The following is an 11,722-nucleotide window of genomic DNA, read 5'->3' as shown; positions in this document are numbered from 1 at the left end:
GCTTCCCCGTCCACAGCCTGTGGACGGGGAAGCGCTCGCTCCAGCGGGCACGGGGCCGGTCGCCGTACGGCGACCGGCCCCGTCCTAGCCCAGCCCCCGTCCCCGTCCCGCCCCCGGACGACGGGCGGGGCGGAGGCGAACCGCCGGGGAGGGCGTTCGGGGCTGGTCGCGACCACGGTCCGGGCGGGTCGTTGCGGTCCTTCTGGACCACGCCCCCACCGGGCGTCCCGGAATCGGGGCCGCACCTACCCCTGCCGCACCGCCTTCACGAAGACCTCCAGAGCGTCGAGCGGTTCGCGTCCGCCGAGCAGGGCCCGCAGATCGTTGCGCCGCACCCCGGTGCCGTCCAGGAAGCCGTGGGCGATCGCCGAGTAGGTGCTCGCCAGCATCGGCACCTGGAAGGGCGCGGCGCCGGACGCGGCGAGCGCGGCGCGGGCCTCCGCGAGCGTTCCGGGCGCGTACGCGGCGCCCAGCGCCGCGGCCAGCTCCGCACCGCCGAGGGGCTGCTCGCCGACCAGCTCGTACACCCGGTTCCGGTGGGCCGCCGGGTCCGTGGCGACGGCGACGGCGGCGTCCGCGAGGTCCGCACGGGCGACGGCGGCGAGCCGGCCGTCCCCGAGCGGGCCCGTGATGCGGTTCTCCGGGTCGGGGATGGCGATCCAGGTCAGGAGCTCGGCGTAGAGGCCGTTGCGCAGGACCGTCCAGTCGAGCGTGGCGGACCGTGCGAGCCGCCGCTCGGTCCAGCGGTGGGCGAGCGCGTACGCGAGGTGGTCGCCGTCGCCGGAGAGGCTGGTGTAGACGAGGTGCCGGACCCCGGCGGCCTCGGCGGCCGAGATCGCGGCCTCGTGCCGGGCGACCACGACGTCGTCCTCGCCGTACCCGGCGGAGACGAGGAGCAGGGTGTCCACTCCGGCGAAGGCGTCCGGGAGGGTTTCCGGCGCGTCGAAGTCGACCCGGCGGGTGCCGGGCAGTTCGGCGCGGGTACCGAGGACGACGTCGTCGCGGCCGGCGAGCCGTTCGGCGACGAGTGAGCCGAGGGCGCCGGAGACACCGGTGATGAGCAGCATGTTTTTCCCCTGGGGACGTGATGGCTGAGACCATCGTGGGCGGACGTACGTGATCGCGGAAGGAGGCACATTGATGTCAGAAGGGCACACGGAGGTAACCGAGGAGCCGATCGCCTCCTGCGCGGAGGACTGCGGCGTGCGGGACGTGCAGGACCGGCTCGGGGACAAGTGGACGGTGCACGTGGTCGTCGAACTCGTGCCCGGAGCGAAGAGGTTCAGGGAGCTCCAGCGGCTCGTCACCGGCATTTCGCAGCGGATGCTGACGCTCACCCTGCGCCGCCTGGAGCGTGACGGGCTCGTTTCGCGGACGGTGTACCCGACGACCCCGCCGCAGGTGGAGTACGCGCTGACGGAACTCGGCCACAGCATGACCCACCTCATCAAGCAGCTGGTCGACTGGTCGCTCGACCACCGAGAGGTGATCGCCCGGTCACGCGCGGAATGGGACGCGAGGAACACGGCGTGAGCAGCACCGTCGACGAGGCCTTCGCGGCGCTGTACGCGGGCGATGACGATTCGCTCGACGCGGCGGCCTCGCTGCTCGCCGCCGACCCGGGAGCGGACCGGGAGCTGGCCCGACGGGGCGAGGAGTTCGTGCGGACCCTGTGGACGCGGGGCTGGCAGCCGGCCGACCTGGTCCGGACGGCCCGGCGCGAGCTCGCCGACGAGCACGTACGGCTCCTGTCCGCGCTGATCCGGGCGGAGACGGCCGGTTACGGGCGGCTGCCGCACCGGTGGCGTTCCCAGGTCGACGAGTTGGACGCGGACCCGGGGCGCTCGACCGACCGCTTCTCGCGGGCGACGACCGCGCTGGAGCTCTACCGGCTGCTCGTCCGCCTGCCGCGCCTGGACGCGGTGGGGCCCGTTCCGGGGGAGACCCTGCCGCCGGCGGTGGCGGGCGAGCCCCGGATGCTCACCCGGATCAGGGCGCTGCTCGCCAAGGCGGAGGCCACCGGATATCCCGAGGAGGCGGAGGCGCTCACCGCGAAGGCACAGGAGCTGATGGCCCGGCACAGCCTGGACGAGGCCTCGCTCGCGGCGGGCGCGCCGACCCCGGAGGCGCCGGGTGCGATCCGGATCGGGATGGAGCCGCCGTACGAACAGGCGAAGGCGATCCTGCTCGACGCCGTCGCGACGGCGAACCACTGCCGGGCGGTGTGGAACGAGGCGTACGGCTTCTCGACGGTGGTCGGCTTCGAGGCGGACCTCGACCCGGTGGAGCTGCTGTACACCTCGCTGCTCGTGCAGGGGACGGCGGCGATGACGCGGGCAGAGGCGGAGCAGCGGGCCGGTGGGCGCCGGCGCACGAAGTCCTTCCGGCAGTCCTTCCTCCTCGCCTACGCCAACCGGCTGGGCGCCCGACTGGCGGCGACGTCCCGGCGGGTCGCCGCCGAGGCCCCGACGCTGCTGCCCGCCCTCGCCTCGCGCGAGGTCGCGGTCACCGCCCGCACGGACGAGCTGTTCCCGGAGACCCGGACGACCCGGGTGCGGGCGGCCTGGGACGAGGCGGGGTGGGCGCGGGGCGCCTCGGCCGCCGACGAGGCGGGCCTCCACCCGCAACGGCCCCGCTTGCCGTAGGGCCACGTCGGGGGCGCGCCGTGCCGGTCGGCGCACCACCGGCCGGCCGCGTCCCCGCTCCGGGCCCGACCCGGCCGGGCGGTGCGGCCGGGGAAGCGTGCCCGTCAGGAAGGCGGGGAAGCGTGCCGTCAGGAGGGCCGGGGGCCGTTCCCGTCACGCGGCCGGGGGAGGGGTTTCCGTCACCAGGAGGACTTCCGCAGCCGCGGCAGGAAGCCCGCGTGCGCCTGCTGGCGCACCCTCATCCGGGAGAGGCCGAACTTCCGCAGGTGGCCCCGGGGGCGGCCGTCGACGGAGTCCCGGTTGCGCACGCGGGTCGCGCTCGCGTCCCGGGGTTGGCGGGCCAGCTCCCGCGCTGCCGCCTCGCGGGCGGGCGGCGGGGTGGCGGGCCGCCGGACGATCCCCTTCAGTGCGGCCCGCCGCTCGGCGTACCGCGCGACGACCGCCCGCCGCCGTTCGTCGCGGGCGATCTGGCTGCGCCTGGCCATCAGACCCTTCCCCCGCGTGCCCGGATCCGGGCCACGGCGGCTTCGATGCCGAGGGCGTCGACGGTCTTGATCGCCCGGGTGCTGAGCGTCAGCCGCACGTGTCGGCGCTCGCTGGGCAGCCAGTAGCGCTTGTGCTGGACGTTCGGGTCGAAGCGGCGCGGGGTGCGCCGGTGGGAGTGCGAGATCCGGTTGCCGAATCCGGGCTCGGTTCCGGTCAGTTGGCAGCGGGCGGACAAGGGTGACCCACCTCTCTTCGGGGGATGCTCACAATTATTGGCAATGGGATTCATTTTCATTTACTCTACACGGCATGGCACGCAACGAACTCCGCCCGGTCATCAAGCTCCGGTCCACCGCAGGCACCGGCTTCACCTACGTCACCCGCAAGAACCGCCGCAACGACCCCGACCGCCTCGCCCTGCGCAAGTTCGATCCGGTCGTCGGGCGTCACGTCGACTTCCGGGAGGAGCGCTGAACCACCGTGAAGCCCGGCATCCACCCCGCCTGCGGACCCGCCGTCTTCCGCCTGGGCACCGCGGGCCGCGTGGAACGCTTCGAGAAGCGCTGCGGACGGCGCGGGGCGCACTGATGTTCTCCGTCGCGCTCGTCGGGGGGCTGTACTCCGGTGTCCGCCGCACCGCCGTGGACCGGCTGCTGGCCGCCGTTCCCGGTGGTGCGGCGCTCCACCACGACCCGGCGGCGTCCGCGTCCCGCCGGACCCGGCCGGCACCGGTGCGCGCCGGTCGCGGGGGCGCGAGTCCGCTCCGTGGATTCTCCGCTCCGGGCGGAGGTCGGGGGCCGTAGGGTGATCGGGACGGGCGGATGGCGACGGCCCGCAGGGCGAGGACGGACGGGTCGTCAGGGATGGTCCGGGCGCCACCGACCCGACGTACTCGCTGGTAGCACGCTGAGTCGCGTAGCCACTACGCCACCCCTCGTGCACGTGCATCTGCCCATGCATCGGCATGTGAACACAGCTATGATCCGAGGAAGTTGACACCTACAGCAAATAACTCGGGGAGCTACCAGTGCATCATGCGCATCACGCGTACAACGGCATGGCAGCCACGGAGCTGCGGGGTGTCGTGTGGCAGAAGAGCAGGCACAGCAATTCCCAGGGATCCTGCGTGGAGTTCGCCAAACTTCCGGGGGGAGGCGTCGCCGTGCGCAACTCGCGCCACCCCGAAGGGCCGGCGCTCGTCTACACGGTCGCGGAGATAGAGGCGATGCTGCTGGGCGTCAAGGACGGGGAGTTCGACCACCTGGTGTGAGCGGCGGAGGGTGCGCGCCCGCGGGGCACGAGAAGGGCCCCGGGGTGCACACCGGGGCCCTTCCTGCGTTCTGTGCGGCTACTCCGGTCCGATCCGGAACAGAGCCCACACCACCTTGCCCTGGAGCGTCCCCGCGAGCGGGTGCCAGCCCCAGCTGTCACTGAACGAGTCCACCAGGAACAGGCCCCGTCCGGACTCGGCGGCGAAGTCCTCCTCGCCGGAGCGCGTCTCCGGGCTCTCTCGACTCGGGTCGCGCACGGCGCACACCAGGCGCGAAGCCCAGCGCATCAAATGCAGTCTGACCGGTGGGTTCTGGCCTTGTTCCTGGGGTGCATCGGCGGGTACCGCGTGGCGCAGCGCATTGGTGACGAGCTCGGAGACGACCAGGGCGACGTCGTCGAAGCGCTCCGTGAGGTCCCAGCGGTCGAGCGTGGCGCTGGTGAACTTCCGTGCCCCTCGGACGGCTTCGTACCGCGCGGGCAGGGCGCAGGAGGCGGAGGTGGAGACGGCGCCAGGGTCGATCGGCGGAAGGCCCTGCCGTAAAGGCTCGAGCACGGTCGATCCATTCGTCCCCATGCGAGGCACTCCCGGGAATCGCGACTGTGGTGCGACAACACGACAACACGAACGAGTACGCGGCTGCGCGGGCTCCATGGTTCCCAATGCGCGCACTGGATGCAAGGGCAGATGCACGTGCACGCGCCGGACCTGTCCGTCCACGTGCCGAATCTATGCATAAGTCGTGCACACGATGAGGGGAACTTCCCGCGAACTGCACGCACTGTGCCCGCGGATGCCCGGAAGTCGTCGTCTTTCCGTAATCGAATGTGTACGCGCTGAAGCGTTTGGTGGCAGAATCCGGGGCTCGACGGGGGCTCGACACCGTAAAGGGGAGGCTGGGAGCCGTGGCCGCAGGCGAATCGAGCGGAGCGAGCGGGAGCGTGGTGCGACGCATCCTGCTGGGCTCCCAACTGAGGCGGTTGCGCGAGTCGCGCGGGATCACCCGCGAGGCGGCCGGCTACTCCATCCGCGCGTCCGAATCCAAGATCAGCCGCATGGAGTTGGGACGGGTGAGCTTCAAGACCAGGGACATCGAGGATCTGCTCACCCTCTACGGGGTGGGGGACGAGGTCGAGCGCAGTGCGCTCCTCGGGCTCGCCCGCGAGGCCAACCTGGCCGGCTGGTGGCACAGTTTCGGCGACGTCCTGCCCGGATGGTTCCAGACGTACATCGGCCTGGAAGGCGCCGCCTCCCTCATCCGCGTCTACGAAGTCCAGTTCGTGCATGGCCTCTTGCAGACCGAGGCGTACGCCCAGGCGGTCGTCTCCCGGGGCCTGCCGAACGCCACGCCCGCCGAGATCGACCGTAGGGTCGCGCTGCGCCTGGAGCGCCAGAAGGTGCTCGTCTCCGAACAGGCCCCACAGCTCCACGCCGTCCTGGACGAGGCCGCGCTGCGCCGCCCCTACGGTGACCGGTCCGTCATGCAGGGCCAGTTGAGGCACCTCATCGAGATCTCCGAGCACCCCGGCGTGACGCTCCAGATCATGCCGTTCAGCTTCGGCGGCCACGCCGGCGAGAGCGGTGCCTTCACGATGCTGAGCTTCCCCGAGTCCGACCTCTCCGACATCGTCTACCTCGAGCAGCTCACCGGTGCCCTCTACCTCGACAAGCGCGAGGAGGTCGCCCAGTACCGGCAGGTGATGGAGAAGCTCCAGGAGTACGGTCCGGATCCGGCCGAAAGTCGTGACCTTCTCCGAGGACTCCTCCAACTCTCCTGATACATCAGTACGATGACGCAACATCAGTCGCACTGCCGGTAGCGGGTAGAGGGGTCTCATCCATGTCGCACTTCACCGACCTGGCTCATCAGTACATCGACGGTGAGTGGAAGCCCGGCAGCGGTTCGTGGGACATCATCGACTTCAACCCGTACAGCGGGGAGAAGCTGGCTTCGATCACCATCGCCACCGTCGACGAGGTCGACCGTGCCTACCGGGCCGCCGAGCGCGCCCAGGCCGCGTGGGCCGAGACCAATCCCTACACGCGCCGGCTCGTCTTCGAGCGCGCGCTGCGGATCGTCGAGGACCGCGAGGAGGAGATCGCCGAGACGATCATCGCCGAGCTCGGCGGCACCCGGCTGAAGGCGGCCTTCGAGCTCCACCTCGCCAAGGAGTTCCTGCGCGAGGCGATCCAGTTGGCGCTGCGCCCCGAGGGCCGCATCCTGCCCTCCCCGGTCGATGGCAAGGAGAACCGCGTCTACCGGGTCCCGGTCGGCGTCGTCGGCGTCATCTCCCCCTTCAACTTCCCCTTCCTGCTCTCGATCAAGTCGGTCGCGCCCGCCCTGGCGCTCGGCAACGCCGTCGTCCTCAAGCCGCACCAGAACACCCCGATCTGCGGCGGCACGCTGGTCGCCAAGGTCCTGGAGGAGGCCGGCCTGCCGGCCGGTCTGCTGAACGTCGTCGTCACCGACATCGCGGAGATCGGCGACGCCCTCCTGACTCACCCGGTCCCGAAGGTCATCTCCTTCACCGGCTCCGACCGGGTCGGCCAACACGTCGCCACGGTTTGCGCACAGCACTTCAAGCAGGCCGTCCTCGAACTCGGCGGCAACAGCGCCCTGATCGTCCTCGACGACGCCGACGTCGACTACGCGGTGGACGCGGCGGTCTTCAGCCGCTTCGTGCACCAGGGGCAGGTCTGCATGGCCGCCAACCGCATCCTGGTGGACCGCTCCCTGGAGGAGGAGTTCACCGCGAAGTTCGTGGCGAAGGTGCAGACCCTGCGCGTCGGCGACCCGGCCGACCCCGCCACCCACATCGGTCCGCTCATCAACTCCCAGCAGGCCGAGGCGGTCTCCTCGGTCGTCGACCAGACGGTGGCGGCCGGCGCCACGGCGCTGCTGCACGGCACGGTCGAGGGCAACCTGGTCTCCCCGTCCGTGCTCACCGGCCTCGCCGCCGACTCCCCCGTCCTGGGCCAGGAGATCTTCGGCCCGGTCGCGCTGATCGTTCCCTTCGACGGCGAGGAGGAGGCCGTGCGGATCGCCAACGACACCCCGTACGGGCTCAGCGGCGCCGTCCACACCGGGGACGTCGAGCGGGGCGTGCGGATGGCCAGGCGCATCCACACCGGCATGATCCACATCAACGACGGCACCGTTCACGACGAGCCGATCGTGCCCTTCGGCGGCGAGAAGCACTCGGGCGTCGGGCGGCTCAACGGCGAGGCGATGGTGGAGGCCTTCACCACCCAGAAGTGGATCTCCATCCAACACGGCCGGAGCCGCTTCCCCTTCTAGGACGGAAACCGTCCTAGATCCTCCGTACCGTGGGCGGAGCACACGAAGACCACGCCCACGGAAGGTGGTTCCCCATGGTTGCCCTTGTCCCCGCCGAGGCCCCCGGCGACGAGCGCGGCGCGTTCCTCAACTTCGTCGAGGCCCAGCGCGCCGCACTCCGCCGGGCGCTCCTCGGGCTCACCGAGGAGCAGGCGGCGAGCCGGCCCAGCGCCAGCGAGCTCAGCCTCTCCGGCCTGGTCAAGCACGTCGCGGAGGTGGAGTTGAACTGGCTCCGCCTCGCCCAGCAGCAGCCGAACGAGCGGCAGCGCGCCGAAGGGACCTGGGACGAGGGCTTCCGGCTCGTCGACGGCGAGACGATCCCCGGGGTCATCGGGTTCTGGGCGGACGTCGCCAAGCAGACGGACGCGTTCGTCCGCTCCGTGCCGAGCCTCGACGACACCTTCCCGCTGCCGCCCGCGCCCTGGTTCCCGAAGGACGGGCGGGTGTCCGTGCGCTGGATGCTGCTGCACCTGGTCCAGGAGATGGGGCGGCACGCCGGCCACGCCGACGTCATCCGCGAGTCGCTGGACGGCAAGGGTTCCTTCGAGCTGATCGCGGAGGAGCAGGGGCGCTGACCCCCGCCGCGTACCCTGGGTCGGAATGGACGCGGAGGTGCGTGGGATGTCGGCGATCCGTCTGCTCGTCCTGGGCGCGGTCAAGCAGCACGGCCGCGCCCACGGCTACCAGGTGCGGAACGACCTGGAGCACTGGGGCGCACACGAGTGGTCCCACGCCAAGCCGGGCTCCATCTACCACGCCCTGAAGCAGATGGCGAAGCAGGGACTACTGCACGCGCACGAGGTCGCCCCGAGCACCGCGGGCGGGCCCCCGCGGGTCGAGTACGAGCTGACGGACCGGGGCGCCCAGGAGTACGTCGAGCTGCTCCGCGGGGCCCTGGCCACGTACGACCGGGAGGTGGACGTGGTGTCGGCGGCCATCGGCTTCATGGTCGACCTGCCCCGGGCGGAGGTCGTGGAGCTGTTGCGCCGGCGGGTGCGGGGGCTCGACGCGTGGCGCGCTGAGGTCACCGACCACTACGTGCCGGAGGGCGGCCCGGAACGGCTCGGCCACATCGGCGAGATCATGCGCCTGTGGGTCCGCTCCGCGGACGTCGGCAAGGAGTGGACGCTCGGTCTGATCGAGCGGATCGAGGGCGGGGCGTACGTGTTCGCGGGCGAGGGCGAACCCTTCGTGGGGGTGCTGGCGGACGGCCGGGAGAACCCGCATGCCACCTGATCCTCCGGGCTGGCGGGGACGTCAGCGCCGCGCCCCGCCCCGTTCGTCGAGTTCGAGCAGCGGACGGCCGGTGACGATCAGCCAGGCCGGCAGCGAGGCCAGGCAGAGCATGGCCAGCATGGGCGGGGAAGCGGCGACGACGGCACCGGTGAAGAGGCTGAGCCAGCCCTGCCGGGTGGTGGCGAGCAGCACGCCGAGGACGCCCGCGGAGACGGCCACGGTCGGATGGACCTCGGGCACCAGGGCCTGGACGAGCGCCCCGAAGGCCGCGCCGATGAAGACCGCGGGGAAGATCCGGCCGCCCCGGAAGCCGCAGGAGGCGGCGACGAGGAGGGCGAAGAGCTTCACGACCGCCATCTTGGCCAGGTCGCCGGAGGACCAGCTGCCGATCGAGGCGGAGAGCTCCTTGACCTCGTCCAGGCCCTTGAAGAGGGTCAGGGGCCCGCCGAGCGCCCCGAGCAGGCCCAGGAGCAGACCGCCGACCGGCAGCATCAGCATGGGGTGCCGGAGCCGCCGGAAGACGGCGTGCACGTACGGGAAGAGGTAGCAGGAGACGAGGCCGAAGGCGGCTGCGGCGGAAGCGATCAGCAGGGTGGCGAGGAGGTCGTCGAAGCCGGGGTCGTTCAGGGCCGGGAGTCCCATGTCGAAGGTGGGCTCGGCGAGCAACTGGGTGGTTGCGGCGCCGGCGCCGGCGGCGACGAGCGGGGCGAAGAGCCGGTCCCAGAGGGAGCCGCGGCCCGGCTGCCCGACCAGCGCCTCGGAGATGATCAGGGCGGCTGCCACCGGCGTGCCGAAGAGGGCGCCGATGGTGGCCGAGGAGGCCAGCCCGACCCAGGCGGCGGCCGGTACGGCGGGGGCCGCCCGGTGGCCGGCCCAGTAGACGAGGGCGATGTTGGCGCCGATGATCGGGTTCTCGGGGCCGAGGCTGACGCCGCCGGCCAGTGCGAGGGTGCTCGCGACCAGCAGGCCCGGCACCACCCCGAGGCCGAGGGGTGCTCCGCCGAGCCCCTCGGAGGCCGGGTCGGGGCCCGCGTGCCCCGGTGCCTTCCACACGACGAGGCCCACGGCGATGCCCGTCGCCGTGAGCATGATGATCATCCAGAGCGAGGAGTAGCGCCCGATGCCGAGCGCGTCCGGCAGGTCTCCCCAGAGCACGTCCTGGAACTGCTCGGCGAGGGCGCTGATCCCGAGGTACAGCAGGCCCGCCAGCACCCCGACGACGAGGGCGGGCAGGATCTGGGGGAGCAGGGTGCGGGCGGGCGCCTCCGGGGGAGGCGCGGGCTGGTCGGTGGCCACCGACCCACCATAAGTGAGCAAAAGCCCCACAACGCCCCGAGCAACGCCCGCGTCGATGCGCATGCCTCACGCCGCGTCAGCTCGCGCCGCACCCACGGCCGCGGGAAGCCGGCGAGGGGCCGGTGTTCAAGGGGCCGGTGTCCGAGGGGCCGGTGTCCGAGGGGGGCGGACGCCCGCACCCCGCCCGGAGGGCCCGACCGGCTCAGGTCCGTGGTGCGATCACCACTGCGGTGCCGTACGCGCACACCTCCGTGCCCACGTCCGCCGCCTCCGTCACGTCGAAGCGGAACATCAGCACGGCGTTCGCCCCGCGCGCCTTCGCCTGGTCCACCAGGCGCTGCATCGCCTGGTTGCGGGTCTGCACCAGGGTCTTCGTCAGTCCCTTCAGCTCCCCGCCGACCATTGACTTCAAGCCCGCACCGATCTGGCTGCCCAGATGGCGGGAGCGCACGGTGAGCCCGAAGACCTCGCCGATCACCTGGCGGACCTCGAAGCCCGGCACGTCGTTCGTCGTCACCACCAGCACGTCGGCCTGCGGTCCCTGACCGCCCCCGAATTCATCGATGCCCATCGGCACGCACCTCCTGACACCCAAGACTCGGGCCGCCGGCCCCGCTCCGCATCCCGTGTGGGCCGGGTGGAACTGGGGGCCTCCGGACCGCGTTGATAGCTTGGGGCCCGTCGCCCCCCTCACGCTTGGGCCAGCCGCCTCCCAAGCCCCCACCGACCGCAGGAGCCCGGAACCGTGAACACGCTTGCCCTCGGACCGAGCTGGCTGGACCCGGACTATCTGATCCAGACCTTTGGTCTGATCGGTGTCCTGGCCATCGTCTTCGCCGAATCCGGCCTCCTCATCGGGTTCTTCCTGCCCGGCGATTCGCTGCTCTTCACCACCGGCCTGCTCGTCACCACGGGCAAGCTCGACCAGCCGCTCTGGCTGGTGTGCACCCTGGTGGTGGCCGCCGCGGTCATCGGCGACCAGGTCGGCTACCTCTTCGGCCGGAAGGTCGGCCCGGCCCTCTTCAAGCGCCCCGACTCCAAGCTCTTCAAGCAGGAGAACGTCGAGAAGGCGCACGAGTTCTTCGAGAAGCACGGACCGAAGTCGCTGATCCTGGCCCGTTTCGTCCCCATCGTCCGGACCTTCACGCCGATCATCGCCGGTGTCAGCCGGATGAACTACCGCTCCTTCATCATCTTCAACGTCATCGGCGGCGTCCTCTGGGGCGCCGGTGTGACCCTGCTCGGCGCCTCCCTCGGCAAGATCGATTTCGTTCACCGGCACATCGAGGCGATCCTCGTCGGCATCGTGCTGATCTCCGTGATCCCGGTCGCCATCGAGATCCTGCGCGCCCGCTCCCAGGGCAAGAAGAACCCGCCCCAGAGCGACCACGACGCCCCCGGCACCCCCAATCCGCAGTCTCCCCGTGGGCGCCACGCCAAGCGGTAGGGCGT

At 71.6% G+C, this 11,722-nt stretch carries 15 protein-coding genes; 9 read left to right on the top strand and 6 right to left on the bottom strand.

What is annotated here, in order from left to right; all coding sequences use genetic code 11:
• Positions 1-245 precede the first annotated feature (245 nt).
• Complete coding sequence (locus ACFW22_RS23470) at positions 246-1,067, bottom strand: NAD(P)H-binding protein (protein ID WP_386407950.1); 822 nt, start codon at positions 1,065-1,067, stop codon at positions 246-248.
• A 73-nt stretch (positions 1,068-1,140) separates the two neighbouring features.
• On the opposite strand from ACFW22_RS23470, the gene ACFW22_RS23465 reads away from it, so the two are divergent.
• Entirely contained in the window at positions 1,141-1,533 is a 393-nt protein-coding gene (locus tag ACFW22_RS23465) for a winged helix-turn-helix transcriptional regulator (protein WP_386407948.1), read from the top strand.
• Entirely contained in the window at positions 1,509-2,645 is a 1,137-nt protein-coding gene (locus ACFW22_RS23460) for a DUF2786 domain-containing protein (RefSeq protein ID WP_386407946.1), read from the top strand. The genes ACFW22_RS23465 and ACFW22_RS23460 overlap by 25 nt, the downstream gene beginning before the upstream one ends.
• A 179-nt stretch (positions 2,646-2,824) precedes the next feature.
• Here ACFW22_RS23460 and rpsN read toward each other — a convergent pair whose 3' ends face one another.
• Both rpsN and rpmB read right to left on the bottom strand, forming a co-directional pair.
• Positions 2,825-3,130, bottom strand: coding sequence for a 30S ribosomal protein S14 (gene rpsN, locus ACFW22_RS23455; RefSeq protein ID WP_386407944.1), 306 nt, complete (start codon positions 3,128-3,130; stop codon positions 2,825-2,827).
• Complete coding sequence (gene rpmB, locus ACFW22_RS23450) at positions 3,130-3,366, bottom strand: 50S ribosomal protein L28 (protein ID WP_386407942.1); 237 nt, start codon at positions 3,364-3,366, stop codon at positions 3,130-3,132. The genes rpsN and rpmB overlap by 1 nt, the downstream gene beginning before the upstream one ends.
• Before the next feature lie 74 nt (positions 3,367-3,440).
• Here rpmB and rpmG point away from each other — a divergent pair, with 74 nt between their 5' ends.
• Complete coding sequence (gene rpmG, locus ACFW22_RS23445) at positions 3,441-3,605, top strand: 50S ribosomal protein L33 (protein ID WP_384871582.1); 165 nt, start codon at positions 3,441-3,443, stop codon at positions 3,603-3,605.
• 583 nt (positions 3,606-4,188) lie between these two features.
• Complete coding sequence (locus ACFW22_RS23440; protein WP_384871710.1) at positions 4,189-4,401, top strand: DUF397 domain-containing protein; 213 nt, start codon at positions 4,189-4,191, stop codon at positions 4,399-4,401.
• Between the two features lie 78 nt (positions 4,402-4,479).
• Here ACFW22_RS23440 and ACFW22_RS23435 read toward each other — a convergent pair whose 3' ends face one another.
• Positions 4,480-4,977 carry an ATP-binding protein gene (locus ACFW22_RS23435; protein ID WP_386407939.1) on the bottom strand — a complete coding sequence of 166 codons (498 nt, stop codon included), beginning with the start codon at positions 4,975-4,977 and terminating at the stop codon, positions 4,480-4,482.
• Positions 4,978-5,306: 329 nt separating this feature from the next.
• Between ACFW22_RS23435 and ACFW22_RS23430 the strand changes: the two genes are divergently transcribed.
• The 4 genes from ACFW22_RS23430 (at position 5,307) to ACFW22_RS23415 (ending at position 8,974) form a co-directional block, all read left to right on the top strand.
• The gene (locus ACFW22_RS23430; protein WP_386407937.1) at positions 5,307-6,179 is read left to right on the top strand and encodes a helix-turn-helix domain-containing protein; all 873 of its coding nucleotides are present in this window, start codon (positions 5,307-5,309) and stop codon (positions 6,177-6,179) included.
• 62 nt (positions 6,180-6,241) lie between these two features.
• On the top strand, positions 6,242-7,699 hold the full coding sequence (locus ACFW22_RS23425) for an aldehyde dehydrogenase family protein (protein WP_386407935.1): 1,458 nt from the start codon (positions 6,242-6,244) through the stop codon (positions 7,697-7,699).
• Positions 7,700-7,773: 74 nt separating this feature from the next.
• The gene (locus ACFW22_RS23420; RefSeq protein WP_386407933.1) at positions 7,774-8,313 is read left to right on the top strand and encodes a DinB family protein; all 540 of its coding nucleotides are present in this window, start codon (positions 7,774-7,776) and stop codon (positions 8,311-8,313) included.
• 46 nt (positions 8,314-8,359) lie between these two features.
• On the top strand, positions 8,360-8,974 hold the full coding sequence (locus tag ACFW22_RS23415; protein WP_386407931.1) for a PadR family transcriptional regulator: 615 nt from the start codon (positions 8,360-8,362) through the stop codon (positions 8,972-8,974).
• A 21-nt stretch (positions 8,975-8,995) separates the two neighbouring features.
• On the opposite strand, the gene ACFW22_RS23410 is transcribed toward ACFW22_RS23415, so the two are convergent.
• A complete protein-coding gene (locus tag ACFW22_RS23410) occupies positions 8,996-10,270 on the bottom strand; it encodes an ion channel protein (protein ID WP_386407929.1) in 1,275 nt (424 codons plus the stop codon).
• A gap of 202 nt (positions 10,271-10,472) precedes the next feature.
• Complete coding sequence (locus tag ACFW22_RS23405) at positions 10,473-10,841, bottom strand: YbjQ family protein (RefSeq protein ID WP_384871607.1); 369 nt, start codon at positions 10,839-10,841, stop codon at positions 10,473-10,475.
• A 174-nt stretch (positions 10,842-11,015) separates the two neighbouring features.
• On the opposite strand from ACFW22_RS23405, the gene ACFW22_RS23400 reads away from it, so the two are divergent.
• A complete protein-coding gene (locus ACFW22_RS23400) occupies positions 11,016-11,717 on the top strand; it encodes a DedA family protein (protein ID WP_386407927.1) in 702 nt (233 codons plus the stop codon).
• Positions 11,718-11,722 lie beyond the last annotated feature (5 nt).

The organism is Streptomyces sp. NPDC058872 (genome assembly GCF_042743065.1).
In the GTDB taxonomy this organism is placed as follows: domain Bacteria; phylum Actinomycetota; class Actinomycetes; order Streptomycetales; family Streptomycetaceae; genus Streptomyces.
Note: the sequence above shows the minus strand (reverse complement) of the source record. Positions and strands in the feature narration are given on the sequence as shown.